This is a genomic window from Corynebacterium sp. HMSC072A04, assembly GCF_001809235.1.
GTDB classification, from domain to species: Bacteria; Actinomycetota; Actinomycetes; order Mycobacteriales; family Mycobacteriaceae; genus Corynebacterium; species Corynebacterium hiratae.
Genome location: NZ_KV796789.1, coordinates 1 through 20,189 on the forward strand (window position 1 = coordinate 1; position 20,189 = coordinate 20,189).

At 59.0% G+C, this 20,189-nt stretch carries 20 protein-coding genes, 1 tRNA gene and 1 pseudogene; 8 read left to right on the top strand and 14 right to left on the bottom strand.

Annotated elements, in window-relative coordinates; translation table 11 throughout:
• The first annotated feature begins 276 nt into the window (after nucleotides 1-276).
• The gene (locus tag HMPREF2565_RS07440; protein ID WP_071407089.1) at nucleotides 277-1,740 is read left to right on the top strand and encodes an integrase core domain-containing protein; all 1,464 of its coding nucleotides are present in this window, start codon (nucleotides 277-279) and stop codon (nucleotides 1,738-1,740) included.
• 218 nt (nucleotides 1,741-1,958) lie between these two features.
• Nucleotides 1,959-2,333, top strand: a complete 375-nt coding sequence (locus tag HMPREF2565_RS14400) for an Lrp/AsnC ligand binding domain-containing protein (protein WP_198525906.1) — start codon at nucleotides 1,959-1,961, stop codon at nucleotides 2,331-2,333.
• Here HMPREF2565_RS14400 and HMPREF2565_RS07450 read toward each other — a convergent pair.
• From HMPREF2565_RS07450 to HMPREF2565_RS07465, 4 genes are read right to left on the bottom strand one after another with little or no spacing between them, the layout of a single operon-like run.
• Nucleotides 2,322-3,125, bottom strand: coding sequence for an ABC transporter ATP-binding protein (locus HMPREF2565_RS07450; protein ID WP_046647391.1), 804 nt, complete (start codon nucleotides 3,123-3,125; stop codon nucleotides 2,322-2,324). The two genes, HMPREF2565_RS14400 and HMPREF2565_RS07450, sit on opposite strands and share 12 nt — an antisense overlap.
• Entirely contained in the window at nucleotides 3,122-4,201 is a 1,080-nt protein-coding gene (locus tag HMPREF2565_RS07455; protein ID WP_046647392.1) for a FecCD family ABC transporter permease, read from the bottom strand. The genes HMPREF2565_RS07450 and HMPREF2565_RS07455 overlap by 4 nt, the downstream gene beginning before the upstream one ends.
• Nucleotides 4,202-4,206: 5 nt before the next feature.
• Nucleotides 4,207-5,217 carry a FecCD family ABC transporter permease gene (locus HMPREF2565_RS07460; protein ID WP_232751619.1) on the bottom strand — a complete coding sequence of 337 codons (1,011 nt, stop codon included), beginning with the start codon at nucleotides 5,215-5,217 and terminating at the stop codon, nucleotides 4,207-4,209.
• Nucleotides 5,218-5,262: 45 nt separating this feature from the next.
• Complete coding sequence (locus HMPREF2565_RS07465) at nucleotides 5,263-6,228, bottom strand: ABC transporter substrate-binding protein (RefSeq protein WP_071407090.1); 966 nt, start codon at nucleotides 6,226-6,228, stop codon at nucleotides 5,263-5,265.
• A 211-nt stretch (nucleotides 6,229-6,439) separates the two neighbouring features.
• On the opposite strand from HMPREF2565_RS07465, the gene HMPREF2565_RS07470 reads away from it, so the two are divergent.
• The gene (locus HMPREF2565_RS07470; protein WP_046647394.1) at nucleotides 6,440-6,724 is read left to right on the top strand and encodes a cupin domain-containing protein; all 285 of its coding nucleotides are present in this window, start codon (nucleotides 6,440-6,442) and stop codon (nucleotides 6,722-6,724) included.
• Nucleotides 6,725-6,806: 82 nt separating this feature from the next.
• On the opposite strand, the pseudogene HMPREF2565_RS07475 reads toward HMPREF2565_RS07470, so the two are convergent.
• The 6 genes and pseudogenes from HMPREF2565_RS07475 to pgm all read right to left on the bottom strand — a co-directional run bounded on the left by HMPREF2565_RS07475 (nucleotide 6,807) and on the right by pgm (nucleotide 11,322).
• Nucleotides 6,807-7,602: pseudogene (locus tag HMPREF2565_RS07475) on the bottom strand (methyltransferase domain-containing protein).
• 175 nt (nucleotides 7,603-7,777) lie between these two features.
• Nucleotides 7,778-7,850 (bottom strand) — tRNA-Ala (locus tag HMPREF2565_RS07480).
• A gap of 85 nt (nucleotides 7,851-7,935) precedes the next feature.
• Nucleotides 7,936-8,688 carry a DsbA family protein gene (locus HMPREF2565_RS07485; RefSeq protein WP_070681973.1) on the bottom strand — a complete coding sequence of 251 codons (753 nt, stop codon included), beginning with the start codon at nucleotides 8,686-8,688 and terminating at the stop codon, nucleotides 7,936-7,938.
• A 58-nt stretch (nucleotides 8,689-8,746) separates the two neighbouring features.
• Entirely contained in the window at nucleotides 8,747-9,214 is a 468-nt protein-coding gene (locus HMPREF2565_RS07490) for a MauE/DoxX family redox-associated membrane protein (protein ID WP_070516121.1), read from the bottom strand.
• A gap of 17 nt (nucleotides 9,215-9,231) precedes the next feature.
• A complete protein-coding gene (locus tag HMPREF2565_RS07495) occupies nucleotides 9,232-9,693 on the bottom strand; it encodes a MauE/DoxX family redox-associated membrane protein (RefSeq protein WP_070681970.1) in 462 nt (153 codons plus the stop codon).
• Nucleotides 9,694-9,699: 6 nt separating this feature from the next.
• Nucleotides 9,700-11,322: a phosphoglucomutase (alpha-D-glucose-1,6-bisphosphate-dependent) gene (gene pgm / locus HMPREF2565_RS07500; protein ID WP_070681967.1), complete on the bottom strand. Its 1,623-nt coding sequence runs from the start codon at nucleotides 11,320-11,322 to the stop codon at nucleotides 9,700-9,702.
• An 83-nt stretch (nucleotides 11,323-11,405) separates the two neighbouring features.
• Between pgm and HMPREF2565_RS07505 the strand changes: the two genes are divergently transcribed.
• Together HMPREF2565_RS07505 and HMPREF2565_RS07510 are read left to right on the top strand one after the other, a co-directional pair.
• On the top strand, nucleotides 11,406-11,723 hold the full coding sequence (locus tag HMPREF2565_RS07505) for a fluoride efflux transporter family protein (RefSeq protein ID WP_049157652.1): 318 nt from the start codon (nucleotides 11,406-11,408) through the stop codon (nucleotides 11,721-11,723).
• On the top strand, nucleotides 11,720-12,079 hold the full coding sequence (locus HMPREF2565_RS07510; protein WP_049157650.1) for a fluoride efflux transporter FluC: 360 nt from the start codon (nucleotides 11,720-11,722) through the stop codon (nucleotides 12,077-12,079). Before HMPREF2565_RS07505 ends, HMPREF2565_RS07510 begins: the two co-directional genes overlap by 4 nt.
• 37 nt (nucleotides 12,080-12,116) lie before the next feature.
• Here HMPREF2565_RS07510 and HMPREF2565_RS07515 read toward each other — a convergent pair whose 3' ends face one another.
• Nucleotides 12,117-14,663: an ABC transporter permease gene (locus HMPREF2565_RS07515; RefSeq protein ID WP_071407091.1), complete on the bottom strand. Its 2,547-nt coding sequence runs from the start codon at nucleotides 14,661-14,663 to the stop codon at nucleotides 12,117-12,119.
• A gap of 3 nt (nucleotides 14,664-14,666) precedes the next feature.
• Nucleotides 14,667-15,407 carry an ABC transporter ATP-binding protein gene (locus tag HMPREF2565_RS07520; RefSeq protein WP_071407092.1) on the bottom strand — a complete coding sequence of 247 codons (741 nt, stop codon included), beginning with the start codon at nucleotides 15,405-15,407 and terminating at the stop codon, nucleotides 14,667-14,669.
• A 93-nt stretch (nucleotides 15,408-15,500) separates the two neighbouring features.
• Between HMPREF2565_RS07520 and HMPREF2565_RS07525 the strand changes: the two genes are divergently transcribed.
• The 3 genes from HMPREF2565_RS07525 (at nucleotide 15,501) to mgtE (ending at nucleotide 19,400) form a co-directional block, all read left to right on the top strand.
• Nucleotides 15,501-16,349: a phytoene/squalene synthase family protein gene (locus HMPREF2565_RS07525; protein WP_071407093.1), complete on the top strand. Its 849-nt coding sequence runs from the start codon at nucleotides 15,501-15,503 to the stop codon at nucleotides 16,347-16,349.
• Between the two features lie 2 nt (nucleotides 16,350-16,351).
• Nucleotides 16,352-17,866 carry a phytoene desaturase family protein gene (gene crtI, locus HMPREF2565_RS07530; RefSeq protein WP_070510611.1) on the top strand — a complete coding sequence of 505 codons (1,515 nt, stop codon included), beginning with the start codon at nucleotides 16,352-16,354 and terminating at the stop codon, nucleotides 17,864-17,866.
• A gap of 169 nt (nucleotides 17,867-18,035) precedes the next feature.
• A complete protein-coding gene (gene mgtE / locus HMPREF2565_RS07535; RefSeq protein ID WP_046647407.1) occupies nucleotides 18,036-19,400 on the top strand; it encodes a magnesium transporter in 1,365 nt (454 codons plus the stop codon).
• Between the two features lie 56 nt (nucleotides 19,401-19,456).
• Here the strand turns inward: mgtE and HMPREF2565_RS07540 are convergent, their stop codons facing one another.
• Nucleotides 19,457-19,786: a hypothetical protein gene (locus HMPREF2565_RS07540; RefSeq protein WP_049157640.1), complete on the bottom strand. Its 330-nt coding sequence runs from the start codon at nucleotides 19,784-19,786 to the stop codon at nucleotides 19,457-19,459.
• Between the two features lie 14 nt (nucleotides 19,787-19,800).
• On the bottom strand, nucleotides 19,801-20,189 hold a 389-nt coding region (locus HMPREF2565_RS13465), incomplete at its 5' end, for a CPBP family intramembrane glutamic endopeptidase (RefSeq protein ID WP_210385890.1).

Below are 20,189 nucleotides of genomic sequence, written 5' to 3' on the forward strand. Positions count from 1 at the left end.
TCCGTGTCCAAAAAGTCCATGGACATAACATGGAACAGCTAATAGACCTTTGGCTAAACGAGAGCGACAGCATTACAAAAGAGAGCACTAGGCAATTCCATCGCCGCCGGATGACAGCCTTCTCCTTGAACTCAACGGAATACCTTCTAGGCATAGTTCAATCCTTCCTTAGCTGAGGAATGTGATGTCTAGCGACTTTTTGGACACGGAGTCCAGGATGTTTTTGGACGGGATGTCTAGTGGCTTTTTGGACGTTTGCGGCGGTGGAATAGCCGGATGGCTATTCCATTGCATAAGCGTAGAAAGGTCGCAGATTTCGATCCCGTTCGTGACGGCAAGACGGTCACACAGTTTTGCAAAGAATTAGGAATCTCGCGGCAGACGTACCACAACATCAAAAGCCGGATAGCGCAGAAGGGTCGCGCAGGTATTGTGCCTGATTCGACTGCCCCGAAGAATCCGATGAAGAAATTTGACGAGGCCGATAAAATCGCAGTCGTCCACGCCAGACAGGAGTTGATGGAGCAAGGCTTGGATTATGGGCCTTGGTCGATCTACTACTTCTTGTTTGACACTTCAGGCCCAGATTCCACCCCATCGCGTTCTACAATCGCCTCGTGGCTGCATGAACTGGGATTTGTTGATGCCAATGCCCGCAAACGCCCCCGCAGCTCCTATAAGCGCTTCGCCCGTGATCTCGTCGGTGAACTCTGGCAAATCGATGGACTGGTCTACCGCCTCTTTGACCATGCCCACACACATGTCACGATTTACCAGATTATCGATGATGCCAGCAGATTCGATGTCGGAACCACAGCATTCGCTCTGCCAGAAAACGGTACTGATGCGCGCGCCGAACTGGCCGCAGCGTTCGCCGCCTACGGCAAACCTCAAGAAATCCTTTCCGACAATGGCGATGCGTTCGCCACCTATCACCGTGGTTTTCTCTCTGCTACTGAAACTTGGCTCGCTAGCCAAGGTGTACTTGCTATTGCTGGTTTCGCCCCGACAACCCAGGGAAAAGACGAACGCTCTCACCGCACGTTGACCCAGTTCCTCGATGCACGCCACCCAGTCAGCCTTGCTGAGGTCAACACATATCTGGCCGAATATCGCCAGGTCTACAACGAACGACGACGGCACCAATCACTGCTGGTCGGCAAAATGCACATCACACCACGCCAGGCCTTCGATACCTTCCCCAAGGCACCATCGCCTACACATCCACTCGATCCTGAGCAGGTCTGGGCCCGCGTAGTCGCCTATAACCAAGCGCACAATCCACACGCTGTATCCGAAATGCTAAACGGCCCCGCGGAAGCGGCAACTTCACACGAGGCCAGCACCGATGACATGGCAGCTTTGCAAGGCATACCTCCCACCGATACCCCCACACTAACGGCACCGACGACACAATCAACAAACCATTGGGGTATCCCAGACCAGCTCTGCGTAAGCAAAGACGGCGTTGTACGCGTGTGCAGCTTCGGTCTCTACATTGGTCTGAGGTTTAAAAACCGCAGACTCTACTCCACAGTCACAGCCGAAAACGTTGCGGAGTTCTACACGGCCCATGACGGTGAATTCCTCTTCAGCGTGCCACTGCCGATCACGTTAAGCCACAGACCACCAGGTGGCCAGATCAACATCAACCTCGTTGAAGGAATGAAACACCGCCAACCACCGCGGATGAACCCGAAACTATCCAAACCCCGGCCGAAACGCAGGCCGCAACCATAAACCGCTAGAAGTGTCCAAGACCTCCATGGATTCCGTGTCCAAAAAGACACCGGACTCCATGTCCAAAAACCCTATGGACATAACATCCTTAGCTGAGGAACTAAACCCAGGACGCTTCACACACTCGATTAAGCTGCCCTTGATCAAATAGGCGTTTCACCAGGTCTTCAAGCGTGGACTTCCGCTTGGATTGAATCGTCAATGAACTCGCGGATGCCGTGCACCTGTCCCCTTCCACTTGTATCCGACGAGTCCATGCACTGGAGAACGCTGGAATTATTCGGGGTTACGTTGCCCTGTTTGTTCCCACAAAGGTCGGCAAAGGATTTACCGCCTATGCCAGAGTTTGGCTCACCAGCCAGGACCTTGAGACTGTTGAGCGATTCATTCAAGAGAGTCAGCCACTTCCAGAAGCCGTGGAATGCCACCTCATGGCTGGTGAATGCGATGTCATGCTGCGAATAGTGGCGGCCGATCTCACCGCTTATCGTCAATTTCAGATCGACCATCTCACCCGCATCGATTGCGTCCACAACGCGAAAACTGAGGTGCACATGGAACAGGTAAAATTAACGTCAGAATTATCTGTTTGAATTTGATACTTGGTGGCTCCACGTTGGGATCATCAACGGTGCTCCAGACTCTGGGTCAGCGATGATCTTAGAATCCACACCAAATACGGTGCGCACGAGCTCTTCAGTAATAACGGTTGCAGGATCGCCGGTGGCTACAACTTCGCCGTCTTTCATGGCGATGATGTGATCGGCGTAGCGCGCTGCCTGGTTCAAGTCATGCAATACGGCGACCAGTGTGTAGTCCCGTTTCCGGTTGAGCATGCGGCAAAGTTCCAGCAACTCAATCTGGTAGCTGACGTCTAAGAATGTGGTAGGTTCATCGAGAAGCAAGATTGGCGTCTGCTGCGCCAACGCCACCGCCATCCAGACGCGTTGGCGTTGACCGCCCGAGAGTTCATCGACAAGCCTGCCTGAAAGCTCCCTAATTCCGGTTGCCTCCATGGCCTCTTTCACCGCCTGCTCATCCTCGGGCGACCAAGGCTTGAACAAACTCTGGTGCGGGTAGCGTCCTCGTGAGACCAGATCGATGACGCGAATGCCGTCCGGGGCAACCGGGCCTTGCGGCAGAAGACCCACTTCACGCGCTACTTCTTTGGTGGGCTTTTTGTGCAAAGACTGCCCGTCTAAAAGAATCTTCCCCTCTTGCGGCGCAATCAAACGGGTCAAGCTCTTGAGCAAAGTGGACTTGCCGCAGGCATTGGGGCCAACGATGACCGTGAACTGGCCATCTGGAATCTGAAGATCCACGCCTGGGCAGATAACTTTGTCGCCGTATCCAAGCTGGGCGTTTTCTACTAGAAGTCGTGTCATTTGCGTCGGCCTTCTCTCATGAGCAACCACAGGAAGTACACGCCACCGATGGATACGGTGACAATACCTACTGGGAGCGGGGATTCAGGGTCAATTCTTTGGGCAACCGTATCGGCGAGTATTAACAGGAAAGACCCCACGGCTGCGGTGGGGGCCAGCGCCAGGCCATCAACGTGTACCAGGCGACGGGCAATCTGGGGCGAGGCCAGCGCGATGAAGGAAATCGGCCCGGCGGTGGCAGTTGCCAGCGCCGTTAATCCGATGCCGGCAACAACTGCCAATAGTTGCACCCTGCGGACGTTTTGCCCCAGCGCAACCGCGAAAGGAATACCAATCTGCATCAAACGCATCGGGCGCGCCAGCAGTGCTGCCATCAGGATGAACACGGCAGAACCACAAAATGCCAGCAGCAGCGAATTCCAGGAGGTGCCGGAGAGATTTCCCGCGCCCCACAAACTCGCCATGATGGCATCTTCCACCGTGGCAGTGAGCAAAATCCACACGTTGACCGAGGCCAGCATGGCGCTGACAGCAATGCCAACGATGATAAGACGCACGCCACCAGCGAATCCGCGCTTGGAGGCAAGGAAGAACACCACCATCGCGGTAGCGATACCTCCAGTGAGAGCCCCCAACAACGTAGCGGTGGTGCCACCGCCGAGAATCAACATGACGATGAGCGCGCCAGTGTAGGAACCGGTCTGAAAACCAATCACATCCGGTGAGCCCAATGGATTCGCGGTGAGGTTTTGAAAGATAGCTCCACTCATGGCCAGTGTTGCGCCCAGCAGGATTGCCAGAAGCGTGCGCGGTGCGCGCCATTCCACCACAATCATGTTGGTGTAGGAATCACCGTTGCCGGTCAACGCCTGGAACGCTTCACCAACGGTGATGGATGCAGAACCATCAACCAAGGAGTACACCGCAATCAGCGCAGTCGCCAATAAGAGTCCACCTGTGACGACAGCTGTGCGCACCCCGATAAGCATCACCGGGCGTTCCTTGGGACCGATGCGGAAAATCTTTCGCCCGAATTCAAGCTCTTGCTTCGTATCCGGATTCGTTGTGTGAACCATCGCGCTTAAACCTCCGGAATGCGGTACTTACGCACCATGTAAATCAACAGCGGTGCGCCAACGAATGCAGTTACTACTCCCACGGGCACTTCCCCAGCAGTAATCACGCGACCTATAACATCACTCACGCCCAAAACCGCTGGGGCCAAGACGATTGAATAGGCCATAATCCACCCTTGATGTGGGCCCACGATCATGCGGGATAGATGTGGTGCCAACAGCCCAATAAATCCGATGGGCCCCGCCGCCGCAGTAGCGCCACCGGCTAGCAGTGCAATTGCTACCAATACCACCAGCCTGGTTCTTTGCGGGTGCGCGCCCATAGCAACCGATGCCGCTTCACCCAGTGAAAGCACATCCAATGCGCGAGTGCTGGCCAGCGCAATAAGCAAGCCTACCAAGATAAATGGGGTGATGGACAAGGTAGCATCGAGAGGCTGCGATGCTGTGGTGCCCGCTGACCAGCCACGCATGCGTTCCAAAACTTCTGAATTGGTCAGCAACACCGCGGATGCAAAACCGCCCAGCACCGCCCCCAATGCCACACCGGACAAGGTCATGCGCACCGGACTGCCACGCAATGGACCACTGTTGCCAATGGCGAAGACCACCGCCGAGGTCACAATCGCACCAGCAAAAGACCACCACATGTACTGGGAGATATCTGTAACCCCAAAAAATGCCAGGCCAACAACCACCATGAGAGAAGCACCCGCATTAACGCCCAAAATCCCCGGGTCCGTCATTGGGTTTCTGGTCACAGCCTGCATCAAACCACCCGCAACCCCCAACGCACTACCGGCAACCAACACCAAGAAAGTACGTGGAACGCGAGACTGCCAGACCACCTGCGATACCGGATCCGCCGGATCCGGGTTAATCAGATAATGAAAAATATCCGACGGTGGAATGCTGCGTGAGCCCACCATCATGCTCAACACCAGCGCACCGGCACATAAGACCGCAATGATAATGAAACCAATGAGCCGGTTGGCCTGAGCAACTGGCCTTTCCACAGCCTTCGGGGCTGTGGAGGTGGTGGAACTTGCTGGCATAAAAGACTAGCTCACCTTGTCGTAGGTCTCTACCTTGTCTGCAAGATCCTGCAGCCAATCGGCATAGTTACGGCTGGTCAACGCACCCTTGGAAGACCACGTGGATACCTGGTCTGCCTGGACAGCTGGAAGGTTGTCCCACAGCTCCGCAGTAAATGGCGCCTCTGGGTCATAGTTTTCTACCAAGATGACATCAGCAGGGTAGGTCGAAGCATCTTCCCACGCCACTCGACCCCACGGGTTTCCTTCCGCTGGTGCGTCTGGGCCTGCGATGTTTGCGCCAAGTTCTTCCAGCATGTCCGCCTGCGCGAAGCCCACGCCGGTATAGAGCATTTCCTTGGTTGGGCTGGTCAGCAGGAAGTTGTAATCCTTGCCGTCTACTGCTGCGGTGAACGCTTCCTTGGCCGCTGCGAAGTCTCCATCTGCCGCCACGATGTTGTCAGCTTCTACGTCTGCACCGAAGAACTCTGCAATCTCGCGGGTATCCGCAATCCTTTGATCAATAGAGCCTTCCGATGGCAGCGGCACGAAAGGCGCAACGCGCTGCAACTGAGCGTTGACGTCTTCATCGAACCAAGACCAACCCTTCGCGTTACCGTTGCCGATGATGGCATCCGGGCGCAGTTCAGCCAGCTTTTCCAGATCGATCTCAGCATCTTGGCCGATGGTCTCAATACCTTCGATGTCAGCATCACCCATCAACGCTGGGTTGTCACACTCAAAACCAAACAACGCATCCGGCTCAATGCCGTACTCGTGCAGAGAGCTATAGGCGTAGCAGTCCATAACGATGGTTTCTGGCTGGTTTTCGAAGTCGATGTTTAGCCCCTCAATACTGGGGTGGGACAGAGTCAGCTGCTCACCGTCGCCAGCCGCTGCATCTTCCCCCGAGGCTTCTTCCCCCGAGGTGGAGCACGCCGCAAGAACGAGGGCTGCAGCAGCACTTAAAGCCATCAATGCCGTCTTTTTCACTTGTTATTTCCTTTGCTGGGAATAGGGATCAATTAACCATGGCAAATATACACCACTTGAGTAGGGTTGCCTAACTTTCAATAGGTAGGACTATTCATTGTAAGGATTGATATACCAAAGATATAGACTCGACATTAGACGGTCAACCATTTACACCTGGCATCGCTTAGCGCAGTTCAATCCCCTTTAACATTTGGAAGAGATTTCGAAAATGGCTGAGACACCAAGCGTCAGCGTTAATCTAAAAGCGCTGGCTGAAGAACTGCTAAATAAGGCGGCTGGGACAGAAAGCGGGCGTGCAACCCACGTGTTCCGCGCAGTGCCTGGTGGTTCCCTTTTACAGGTCTTGCTTGTCCTGAAAGACGGCAAGGAATTGTCTAAGCACGAGAACCCTGGCGAGGCACTCTTGCACGTATTGAGCGGAAAAGTTCGGCTTACCGCAGACGACGATTCACTAGAGTTGAGCGCCGATGAGCATGCTGTGGTGCCTCAGTAGCGTCATGGACTGCTCTCCTTGGAAGACTCAGCAATCCTGCCGACCGTAGTGCGCAATCGCGCCTAGATAGCGTTCCAGCTTCCTAACGCTCTGGCTTCGTTGCCACGATTGCCACGGCGTTGAGGTGCTCGCTGTGCGTGTTGAAGGTTTTTCGCATCTGCAGCACCCGCTTGCGGGCATCGGAGTTATTCCGAAGGTTCTTCACAAAGCACAGCGTGCCTAAGAATCCTTCATCGGAAAGAATTCGACGCGGCTGCAGCAAAGCCATCGGCGCGGTCTCAACCTTGGCGGCTTTAAAAAGCCATTAGCCTCAAACACTGCCGTCCATTCGCCCAAGGTCAGCGGACACGCGTTCACCCTAATTGCGCGCGCAAGGCTTTGACGGATTTCATCCTTCACCCCATCTGCTAGTTCTTCAGGAACTAGCCCCAGTTCGTGAATGGCGTACCGCCCACCCGGACGTAGGATGCGCGCAGCCTCTGCAACGATTGCATTCTTAGCCTTCTCACCCTGCATGGTGAGCATCGCTTCCCAATCACAAGGTCAGCCGACTCATCGGCCAGTCCAGTTTCAGCGGCGTCGGCCTCAATTAGCTTTGCACGCAGGCCAAAGACGCGGCGCACTGCAGCCACAGCATCCGGATCACTATCCGCACCTGTATAACTCGAAGGCGTGAGCTCAAGAATCCTACCCGGCGTGCGCCCAAGACTAGGCGCTGGTTCAACTACATCAACGTTCGGAATTCCGGATAGTTCGAGCAATTCATCTGTTAGTCTGCGCCCGCCGAGGCAAAGGACTCACTTTCCCATTTTGGCCAAAAGCCAGTGGCCTTGCATGGATTCATCCGCACGTGATGTGCCGATCATTTGTTCACTCATGAGGACCTGATTGCCCTCCCCAATGAATCAGTCCGGTTTTACCAGTTCGTCGACCACGTCCCCGGCACTCAACCTTGGATTTCACCTGGCTTTAAACACAGTCATAACCAGACGTCAACAAAGAATTCCCCAGACAAAAATAAAACCCTCTGACCAGTGGAAAGAGGGTATAAAGTGGAGCTAACGGGATTCGAACCCGTGACCCCCACACTGCCAGTGTGGTGCGCTACCAACTGCGCCATAGCCCCTCATACGAGGTGCAACCTTCACGATTGCAACTCGTATCAATATATCCGCTCCCCATTCACTCACCAAATCGCGAGTTGGGACGCCTTATTTAGTGACGATGTCAACCCATTCCATGATGGACGTGTTCTGGTCTTCCGGAATGTCCTTGCCATCCTTGATGATTCGCGGCGAGGAAACCTGGCCGGTTTCGCTCTCCAGCTTTTCGTAGTTCGAGGTCACCAGCGGGTTTCCTTCACCAACCGGGGCTTCTTCAATGGCCTTCACCGTGGCATCATCTGCGCCCAGTTCCTTCGCGGCAGCAGCGAAGTCTTCCATCTCCCACTTGTTGTACACCTTGGACTGATTCTCCATGAGGTACTTACGCAGGTTCCAGTAGAGCTTGGCATCACCGGTCTTTGCTACCTGCTCCATCGCAGCTGCCGCCTTGGAGGAGTGGCCCGTGTTGGACTTGATGCTCTCCAAGCCGTTCGGGCTGCCGTCAAGGAAGTTGAGGGTGCGCACGTGCACGACGAGCTCGCCCGCATCAATCGCATCCTTCATCTGCTCGTCGGTTTCCTTCGCCAGGTCACCACAGTGCGGGCAGGAGTAGTCCTCGTACAGGTCTACTTCGGTTGCGTCCTTTGCGGCATCCGCAGACTTGAGGGTTACCGCATTGTCCGCGAGGGAAATCTCCAGGGAGACATCCTCGGCGGTGTAGTCCCCCAGCGCATCGGTCTGTGCGCCTCGTCCTTGATAGACGATGTAGCCGATGACCACGGCAATAATAACCAGCAGAACAGCGAGGCCCCAGACGAATCCACTATTGCCTTTGGAGTTGGGGTCTTTGACTGTACTCATTAAACAACCTTGCCTTTATGACTTAAGTTCGAACAGATGAAAAGCCTACACACCGCTGTTAAGGGTGCAATGCAAACTTGGTGAAAGGACGCTTGATCGTCCACACCATTAAGACAGAATAGAAGACATCTCGCAGAAGTGTCATCATGTAATTCATCACTTGCGCGTCTTCATCAGGGCTCACGGAGAAGCAGCCGCAATCAATTCCGAGTCCCCGCGCCCACGCCTGCGCGATGCCGATCATGAACAGCACCAGAACTATCTGCCCAACCCACGCCGATGGTCGCAAAAACAGCCCCAACAGGAGCAACAGGCCGCCACATATCTCCAGCGGGCCAATCAGGTAGGACAAGTAGTGTGACCACTCAGGGGTAAAGATTTCATATGCCTTGATGCTTTGCGACACCGCGAGCTGATCCGTCAGCTTCGACGCCCCCGCCTTGATCCACACATAGGCCATATAAAATCGCGCGAATGCACTAATGATGTCGAGCACGAGAGGTGCGCTGATTTTGGTTTTGGTCACGGAGTTAGCCTAACAATCTACGGGTGCAGGGCATAGCGGCGGTAGGGGCGGCGGATGGTCCAGACGGTGAGGGCGAGGAAGAAAGCGTCGCGAAGCAGCGTCAGTGCGTAGTTCATGCCCTGACTTACGTCGGCGGGGTCGTAGCCAAAACACCCGCAATCAATGACGAGCCCCCGCGCCCACGCCTGCGCGATGCCCACCATGAACAGCACCACAACCATCGCAGCGACTGCCGACGCCTCCCGCAAGAACAGCCCCAACAACAGCAGCACCCCACCCATGAGTTCTAGGGGCCCGATGAGGTAGGCCAAGTATCCGGACCACTCCGGGGTAAAGATGCCATAGGCCTCGATGGCCTGGGTCATCTCCATCCGGGCATCCAGTTTCTGTATGCCGGCGATAATCCACACGGCAGCCATTCCATAGCGTGCAAGCGCGCTGATGAGGTCAGGCACCGATATGGATTGGGGAAATGTCATAAACCACTAGCCTAGACCTCCGAGAACCTGTGACACCAGCGCCTGTGCTTCTTCCTGCACCTGCTTGAGGTGTTCTTCGCCACGGAAGCTCTCAGCATAAATCTTGTACTTATCCTCCGTGCCGGACGGGCGCGCGGCAAACCACGCGTTCTCCGTCGTCACCTTGAGGCCCCCGATCGCCGCGCCGTTGCCCGGTGCCTCGGTGAGCTTGGCGACGATCTCCTCGCCCGCCAGCTCCGTAGCCGTCACCTGCTCCGGGGAGAGCTTCTTCAGGATGGCCTTCTGCTCGCGGGTAGCCGGGGCGTCGGTGCGCGCATAGGCCGGCGCACCATATTCCTCCGCCAGCTCCGCGTAGCGCTGCGACGGGGTCTTGCCCGTCACCGCCAGGATCTCCGCGGCCAGCAAGTCCAAGATGATGCCGTCCTTGTCGGTGGACCACACCGTACCGTCGAAGCGCAGGAAGGAAGCACCGGCGGATTCTTCGCCGCCGAAGCCGAGGGAGCCGTCGACAAGCCCCGGCACAAACCACTTGAAGCCCACCGGCACCTCCACGAGCTCCCGGCCCAGGCTGGCCACGACGCGGTCGATCATGGAAGAGGACACCAAGGTCTTACCCACGCCCGCATTTCCCCACTGGGGGCGGTGGCTAAACAGGTACTCGATGGCCACAGCCAGGTAGTGGTTCGGGTTCATCAGCCCAGCGTCCGGCGTAACAATGCCGTGGCGGTCCGCATCAGCGTCGTTGCCCGTGGCCAGGTCGTACTTGGAACGGCTATCCACCAACGAAGCCATGGCGTCCGGGGAGGAGCAGTCCATGCGGATCTTGCCGTCGGTATCCAGCGTCATGAAGCGGAAGGTGCCGTCGACGTCGGGGTTCACCACGGTCATGTTCAGCTCGTAGTGCTCAGCGATGGCCGCCCAGTAGTCCACCGAGGCGCCGCCCATCGGGTCCGCGCCGATGCGCATGCCGGCGTCCTTGATAGCCGCCATGTCCACGACGTTGGCCAAATCGGACACATAGGAGTCGAGGTAATTGTGCTTGACGCAGCGCGCATCGAGCACGCCGTCAACCGGCACGCGCTTCACACCGTCGAGCCCGGCGCGCAGGTAGTCGTTGGCCTTTGCTGCAATCCAGTCGGTGGCATCGGTATCCGCCGGACCGCCCGTTGGCGGGTTGTACTTGAATCCACCATCACGCGGCGGGTTGTGGGAGGGGGTAATCACGATGCCGTCGGTGCCCGGGTTGGTCAGGATGGCGTGGGAGACGGCCGGGGTCGGGGTGTAGCGGCCGCGGTCATCCACCCGAACCTCCAGTTCATTGGCAAGGAGGACCTCGAGGGCGGAGACCATGGCGGGTTCGGACAGGGCGTGGGTATCACGGCCGATGAAGATGGCGCCCGTGGTGCCCTGCTCGGCGCGGTAGTCCACGATGGCCTGGGTGATGGCCAGGATGTGGGCCTCATTGAAGGCGGTGTCCAAGGCGGAGCCGCGGTGCCCAGAGGTGCCGAAGGAAACCTGCTGGTCAGGGTTATCGGCGTCGGGGGTGCGGGTGTAATACGCGGTAACCAACTCCGCGATATCGATGAGATCCGAAGGCTGGGCTAGTTGGCCGGCGCGCTCGTGTGCCATGGTGGTTTCCTCCTTGGGGATGTGGATGTACCTTAAGCTTGCCTGCTTCACGACGTTTTCGCATCCCAACTAGGATGGTGCCTATGCCACAGATCCTTCTTGTGGGCTGCGGGACCGCGCTCGGGGCGCTGGCCCGCTTTGGCCTTTCTTCACTTCTCGGGGGCGGCGCGCTGCCGCTGTTGCTCATCAACGTTGTTGGCAGCGCTGTCATGGGCTATGCCAAACCGCCCGCGTTCTGGGGCACGGGTTTCTTGGGTGGGTTCACCAGCTTTGCCGCGTTTGCGTATCTCACTTCAGGTTTCGGGCCGGCGCAGGCGGGGGCCTACGTGCTGGCGACGGTCGTCGGCTGCACCGGGGCCTACCTCATAGGTGACCGCCTGCAGGATCGGAGGCATGCATGATCCTCTCCATCCTGGCCGTACTCGCCGGCGGTTTTGTGGGCGGTTGCGGGCGCTACCTGTTAACCCGCATCCTGCCCTCCCCCACGTGTACCTTCGCCGCCAACCTCATCGGCTCTGCGGTGGCCGGCGTGGCCTATGGCTACGCCACGCACGCGCACACCCCCGAGTTCTTCCTCCCCTTGCTCGCGGCCGGCGTGGCGGGCGGGCTATCGACATGGTCCACGTTGGCCAAAGAGCTCGGTGACATGATTAAGGCCAAGCGCTGGTGGCGCTTGGCGCGGTATCTCTTCTGGACGGTGGGCCTGGGCATCGTCCTGGCGTGGCGCGGGGCGTGGGTCGGCTCGCTTTTGGCCTAGCCTTCTCACCGCACTCCGCGTCTAAGCGCGCGAAGTGTTAGTCGGCGATGGCGTCCAACGGCGGGGTCTTTGCCGCGCGGTGGGCCGGCCACAGGGCCGCCAGCACACCGACGATGCCGGAGCCGACGAGCATGACGACGAGCATCATCCACGGCACCGTCGTGGAGTCGAGGCCCTCGTCCGCAAGCACGGAGATGAAGGACCACCCCATCCCCAGCCCCATGAGGATGCCCATGAGCGCACCGAAGAGAGCAATTTGTACCGATTCCACGGTGATCATCGTGCGAATCTGGCGGCGCTGGGTGCCCACCGCGCGCAGCATACCAATCTCCTGGCGTCGTTCAATCACGCCCAAGGTGAGGGTATTGACAATGCCCAGGATCGCGATGACCACAGCCAACGCCAGCAGCGCGTAGAGGATTGTGAGCATCTGGTCAATCATGCCGGCGGCCTCGCCTGCGAATTCCTCGCCGGTGCGCACCTGCACCACGACGAGGTCCTTGACGGACTCCTCCAGGTTGGCGCGCAGCTTTTCCTTGTCATAGCCTTCCTCCGCGTTCACGTAGACCAACATGACGTTGAGGCTAGCCGGGTCGACGACCTCTGTTGCCGCGGAGGCGGAGACAGCTAAGCGCGGGAGCATCTGGAAGGGCTCATACGTGCCGAGGAGCTTCACCTGCGTGGTACGAGACGGATCCGGGCCCGCCAGCTCATAACTCTGGCCGACCTCCCAGCCCTGCTCTGCAGCTAGATCGGCTTCGGCGATGAAGCCCGGCTCCTCGCCCGTCTTCAGCGATCCTTCCACCAGGGTGAGGTTAAGGACGTCATCGGCGTTGCCGTCAACCACCTGGCTGATCGCCATCTCCGGGCTGTAGTTCATGGAGGCCTGACCATCGACCTGCAACGGCGCGGTACTCATCGCCACGACCTGCCCGGCGCCCTCGGTATCGCGGGCGCGCTGCGCCGTCTCATTCGGCGTTGGGAAGTTGCCCGATGTCGGACCCGACAGCAGAAAGTCCGCGCGGGCGTCCTGCTCCACGGCATCCGCGACCGAGGTTTTCATCGTCGCGCCAAGCATTCCGATCGAGGTCACCAGCGCCACGCCCAGCATGAGAGCGAATGCGGTCGCCGCGGTACGGCGCGGGTTGCGCGCCGAGTTCGTCGAGGCTAGCTTGCCCACCGCACCAAAGGGCGCACCAATCACGCGGCCAATCGCCGGAACGATGGGCAGGGAGATGGCTGGTCCAGCCAGGAAGAATCCAAGAATCAGGTTGAGTGCGCCCAGCCCCACGAGGGAGGCGCGGATGCCCGTGGAGGCGTCGATAAGCACGCCGAGGACCGCGAAGATAATGCCCGCGACGAGCAACAGTCCACCCAGCACGCTGCGCACGAGGAGCGAAGAACCAGCTGCAGACTCGGTTGTGCGCATGGCTTCCACCGGCTTTACCGCACCCGCGCGGCGCGCCGGCGCCCACGCGGACACGATGGTGACCACCGCGCCCAAGAGCAGCGGCACGACTACTGCGCTGACGCTCAGGCCCAGACCGCCGCCCATGGGCATGTCTTTAGCTTCAAAGACTGCCTTGATGAGTGCGACTAAGCCCATACCTGCCACCACGCCGACGGCTGAGCCGACGAGCCCCACGATGAAGGCCTCCGTCACCACCGAACGCGTGATCTGGCTGCGGGAAGCACCGAGCGCACGCAGGAGCGCGAACTCCTTGGTGCGCTGGGCCACGATCATGGAGAAGGTATTCGCGATGATGAACGTGCCCACCAGCAGCGCGATGAGGCCAAAGGCGATGAGGAAGTAGTTGACGAATTTCAGGGCAGAGGAAATCTGATCCGACAGCTCATCGGCCAGCTTCTGGCCGGATTCCGCCTCGACCTCGAAGGTGTTGTTGAGGTGCTCCACGAGTGCATCGGCATCGACGCCGTCGGCCGCAGCGACCTTCAGCTGGGAAGAGTCTCCATAGCGCTCAACGAAGGCCTCGTGTTCCATGAGCAACGTCAGACTGGGGCCCTGGTCCACCACAGGCTTGACGACGCCCACGACCTTCACCTCATCGCGCTGGTCCGGGTGCACGACGAGGAGGGTATCGCCGACGTGAATGCCGAACTTCTCGGCTGCGGAATCGTTGATGAGGACTTCGCCGGTCCCGTGGGGCTCGGAGCCGTCGACAAGCGTGGCGGGCTCACCGACGGATTGATCCTCCGGGTAGTAGGGCTGCACGCTGGACGTGCCCCCGCCGGTCTGGAACGCCTCGGCGTCTTCGTTGGCCACCACGACCGTCTGGCTGCTTTGCATGTTTACCGCGCGAACGTCGGGGTCGGCGGCGATGTCATCGCGCATCTTCTGATCCAGCTTCGGGCCGTTTTCCTTCTGGCTCACGGCCGCATCCACGCCGGTAAATGCTGTCGAGACAGCGGAGTCGAACGTATTCGACAGCGAGTTGGTGAACATGAAGGAGCCCGAGATGAACGCGGTACCCAGCACCACCGCCAGCAGGGTCAGGGCAAGGCGCAGCTTATGCGCGAGAATATTGCGCACGGAGACCGTGCGCATGGTGTTCTTTGTGGCCATGCTCTAGCCCTCGATTTCTGCCATCACGGCGTGGATGGACTCCATGGTCGGATTCATGAGCTCATTAACCAGGCGGCCATCGGCGAGGAAGACCACGCGGTCAGCGTACGAAGCGGCCTTGGCGTCGTGCGTAACGATAACCACGGTCTGCCCATCCTTGTCCACGGCGGTACGCAAAATGTCGAGCACCTCGGCGGAGGAGTTCGAATCCAGGTTGCCGGTGGGCTCATCACCGAAGATGATCTCAGGACGGGAAACCAGGGCGCGCGCACACGCCACGCGCTGCTGCTGGCCGCCGGAGAGCTCGGCCGGGCGGTGGTTCAAGCGGTGGGACAGGCCAAGGCGCGTGGTGACCTCATCAAACCACGCCTTATCGACCTTGTTGCCAGCGATATCGGAAGGCAGCGTGATGTTCTCTGCCGCGGTCAACGTGGGCACCAGGTTGAAGGACTGGAAGATGAAACCCAGGCGGTCGCGGCGCAGGGCCGTAATATCCTTGTCGCTGAGCTGCGACATATCGGTATCACCGATGAAGGCCGAACCGGACGTCGCCGAATCGAGCCCCGCCATGGTGTGCATGAGCGTGGACTTGCCGGAGCCCGAGGGGCCCATGATGGCGGTAAAAGTGTTGCGCGCGAACTCAACGTCGACGTGGTCCAACGCGGTGACTGCGGTGTCTCCCTGACCGTATTGTTTGAACAGGTCAACGGCGCGGGCCGCAGCAGTCATCGTTGGGGTGGTCATGGACGTGTTCTCCTTATAGATAGGGAAAGTAACGTCACTACCCTATCTTGCCCTGGCTAAGTTATGTGACGCGTGTGGTCTAAAATATGCTCCATGCGCGCATCCCTTTCCGCTCTAGAGCATTACGACCGTTGTGCCGAAGCAGCCGCGGCTCAGGTCATGCGCCACTACTCCACCAGTTTTTCCCTGGCCACACGGCTTCTCTCCCCCAGGGTGCGCGTGGATATCCGTAACTTATACGCCATGGTGCGCACGGCCGATGAGATCGTCGATGCGGGGCTTGCTCCCCAGGACGCCGCCGTGCTTCTCGACGCCTACGAGGCCACCGTCCGCGCCGCCCCGTCCCAGCGTTTTCACGCTGATCCGATCGTGCATGCCTTTGCGCTTTCCGCGCGGCGTTGCGGGTTCAGCGATGAGCACGTTGCACAGTTCTTTTCCTCCATGCGTTGCGATCTGACCCAGAGCACGCACACACACGACTCCTTCGAGAACTACGTGTCCGGCTCCGCGGAAGTCATTGGGCTCTTGTGTTTGGATGCTTTCTACGCCGGTCAGGCGCGACCGGCCGGCATCGAGGAAGGCGCGCGGCGCTTGGGCGCGGCGTTTCAGAAGATCAACTTCTTGCGCGATCTGCGCGAGGACTCCGCAGACCTCGGCCGCTCATATTTTCCAGCGCTGCCCGATCCCACCGGCTTGGACGAAGGGAAAAAGGCTGCCATCATCGCTGATATTCGCGAGGACCTGTCTGTAGCGCAGGGTGCCATCGAGTTGCTGCCGCGCGGCTCCCGCATGGGCGTGGCGGCGGCTACCGCCCTCTTTACTGAGCTCACCGACCAGCTCGAGGCAACCCCCGCCGTCGAGATCCTCACGACAAGGGTGTCGGTATCACCAGCGCGTAAGGCCTTCCTCGTGAGCCGGGCAGCTGCATCGGCGGTGAAATAAACATGGGCAAGCGGGTTGTCGTCATCGGCGCTGGCATCGCGGGGCTTGCCACCGCGGCGTTGATGCTGCGGGAGGGCTGGGACGTGGTCGTCGTCGAGAAGCAGCGTAGCGTCGGCGGGCGGGCGGGAGTCCTAGAAGTCGACGGCTTCCGTTTCGATACGGGGCCTTCGTGGTATCTCATGCCGGAGGCTTTTGATGAATTTTTCCGGGCCTGTGGGACGAGCACCGAGCGTGAGCTGGACCTCGTCCCCCTCTCGCCTGCGTATCGCGTGTACAACGAGGACGGCGCGTTCCTAGATGTGGAGAGCGGCGTGGAGGAGGTCGCGCACCTATTCGAGTCTATTGAGCCGGGCGCGGGTGAGCGCGTACGGGCGTATTTGGCGCGCTCCTCCGACGTCTACGCGGTGGCGCTGAGCAGCTTTTTGTACACCACGTTTTCGCGCCCTACTGAGCTGCTGACACGGGAGGTGCTCACGCGGCTGGGCACGCTCGCGATGCTGCTGACGCGTTCGCTGGACAGGCTGGTAGCGGCGCAGTTTCAGGACTATCGCCTGCGTCAGGTCCTGACCTATCCGGCGGTGTTTTTGTCGACCGAGCCTCAGGCCGCGCCGGCCCTGTATTCCTTGATGAGCCACACCGACCTGGTCGAAGGTGTGCGCTACCCGCAGGGTGGCTTCGCCGCGGTGGTCGCGGCGATTGCGCGCCAAGCGGAGGGTGCAACCTTCCTCATGGGTACCGCGGTGACGGCAATTGAGTGCACGGACGGGCGCACAACTGGCGTGCGGCTGGATGACGGCCGCTTCATTTCTGCAGAGGCCGTGGTGTCGGCGGCGGACCTGCGCCACACCGAAACCGCGTTACTGCCAGAGTCAGCGCGGACCTACCCGGAAAGCTACTTCGCACGGCGCGATCCGGGTTTGGGTACGGTTCTGGTGTTCCTCGGCGTCCGCGGCGAGCTGCCGCAGCTTGAGCACCACACTCTGTTGTTTAGCAAGGACTGGGAGCCCGATTTCCGCGCCGTCTACCACGGCCCGGAGGCCTCGCGCCCGCTCGGTGCTTCGGAGTCGATCTACGTGTCGAAGACATCCGCGACGGATCCTGACGTGGCGCCGGAGGGCTGCGAGAACCTCTTTGTGCTCGTCCCTGTGCCGGCGGAAGAAGCGTTTGGCCACGGAAGTGCCTACAACGACACAGAATCTGCCCGCGTCGCCGCGATTGCTGACGCCGCTATCCACCAGCTAGGCACATGGCTTGGCATTCCGGACTTTGCCGAGCGCATCGTCATGCGCCGAACGGTGGGGCCCTCTGATTTTGCGCAGCGCTATAACGCGTGGGCAGGTGGAGCGGTGGGACCTGCACATACGCTGCAGCAGTCCGCGTTCTTCCGTGGGCGCAACGTCTCGCGAAAACTGAAGAACCTGTTCTACGCGGGCGGAACGACCGTGCCGGGCGTGGGAGTGCCAATGTGCCTTATTTCTGCGCACAACGTCCTCACGCGGATGCGTGAACAGCGCTAAACGTTGGGCCCGAGTGCACTCTCAATTCGCGCTGAATTCCCCCAGTGCTGACCCCCGTGACAGAACTTGGTTCTCAGTCCCCACTCCACGGCATGGAATTCACGAAAAGGCCGTGCAGCGCTGCATAGCGTAGTCTGAGGAGGTTGACGTCGAGTGGAAAGGCGAAGCGATGGCAGAAACTACTGAGCAGGCCAGCGAGACCGTAGAGTCATGGCTGAAGCAAGAAGACGCTATCGATCCTAAAAAGGCCCCTCGTCTCCAGGAGCTCTTAGCCCGCGTTCCCCGTCAAGACCTCATCGCGATTGTGGAGCGGCAAAATGCTCTCCGCGCTGCGCTAGCCCTCCGCCTGCTGCCGCGGGAAAAGTCCATCGCAGTCTTCGACGCACTCGATGCAAAGCACCAAGCGGACATCATTGATGAGCTGGGCAACGCCGATGTCTACGAGTTTTTCGACGAGTTGGACCCCGAAGACCGAGTGGCGCTCTTGGATGAGCTGCCCGCGGAGATTGCGGATCGCCTCCTCCGTTCACTGACCCAGACTCAACGCGACGTGACCGGAGTGATCCTTGGATACACGAAGGGCTCCGTCGGGCGTCGTATGTCGCCAGAGGTGCCCGACATTCACCCGGAAATGAGCATGGAAGATGCCCTGTACACGCTCCGGGATACGGCCGATGAACTGGAGACCATCTATACCGTTCCGGTGACGCGCAAGGACCGGCGTCTGGTGGGCGTCGTCAGCCTGCGCGAACTCTTCACGGCTGAGCGCGGTGTACTCATTGAGGACATCATGAACGAGCCGGTATATGCATACGCGACTGCCGACGCCGAGGAGACCGTGCGGTGGTTCTTGCCCCTCGATATGCTAGCTCTGCCAATTGTGGATGATTCACACCGCCTCGTCGGTCTTCTTACGTGGGACGATGCCACGGACATCATGGAAGAAGCGGACAGCGAGGACTCTGCTCGTTCCGGTGGTACGGAAGCGCTCCAGCAGCCTTACTTGTCGACGCCGTTGCTCAAGCTCGTTCGCTCCCGCATTCTCTGGCTGCTCGTGCTCGCTGTGTCAGCTCTGCTGACCGTGCGGGTTCTCGATTCCTTCGAGGACACCTTAGCCAAGGCGGTTGTACTGTCGCTGTTCATCCCTCTCCTCACCGGCACGGGCGGTAATACTGGAAACCAGGCAGCGACTACTGTGACCCGCGCGCTCGCGCTTGGCGACGTCCGAACGCGCGACCTCCTTTCTGTAATGTGGCGCGAGCTGCGCGTCGGAATGCTGCTCGGCGCCGTACTGGGACTGGCTGGTCTCGTCTTGGCGACGGTGATCTACGGCCTCGATATCGGTATCGTGATCGGCTCCACCCTGTTTCTTATCTGCTCAATGTCAGCGACAGTTGGCGGCCTCATGCCGATTGTGGCAAAGACGGTTGGCGCGGATCCCGCTGTCTTTTCTAACCCGTTCATTTCCACGTTTTGTGACGCGACGGGCTTGATTATCTACTTCTTCATCGCAAAGTCGGTGTTGGGCATCTAGTCCGATAGAAACTGCCGCGCTCCGTCGCGCAGCCCGCCGATATTCCTGTGCCCGCACTAGAGCCGCACTATCTTCGGCGCGCGGCTGAAAAGCTGTGCATACACCTGCATGACGCTTGCGCCACTTGCTACACGGTTACCCCTCTCCTCTACCGGGCTGAACACCATCGATTTCTGCATCCAACTGTCCACCACAAAAAGTGTCGCTGCGACCTCTATTGCCGCCTTCACGAACAAACCCGAACCATAGGAGCACAAGGTGCGCTTTGCTTTCTGCAAGCGTCCTGAAGTCATCAGCGAAGCAGTTCCCGCCTGACGTACGAAGAAAATGCCTGCGGCACGCGGCTTTGTGCTCAGTGTCAACCAATAGTCGCGTTGAGCAGCCACACGCAATCCTTCACCTAACCCGCCAACAATCCGATACCTATGTTGAGGGCGGCATGTAAGACTGAGCACTCAATGACGCTACCGGAGCGAAATCTCACCGCCCCAAGTATCCACCCACCGAGGAATTGAACCGGAAGTACGGGCCACAGATGAGCATCAAAGCTCAACAACACCACATGGGGCAAAAGGAAAAGGGCCGCCTGAAAAGTGTTTCCGGCCCACAATCCCCAACGCCGAAGAAGTAAACCCCCGAGAAATCCTCGGAAGAAAAACTCTTCGCCTGCAGCCCTTAGAATCGCGGCAACGCTTACCCCTTGAACAAGAACGACGCCCGGCATGCCGAGACTATCCGTAGATACAAGACGGATACCAAGATAGGACCTGACCCCTGTTTGGTAGACAC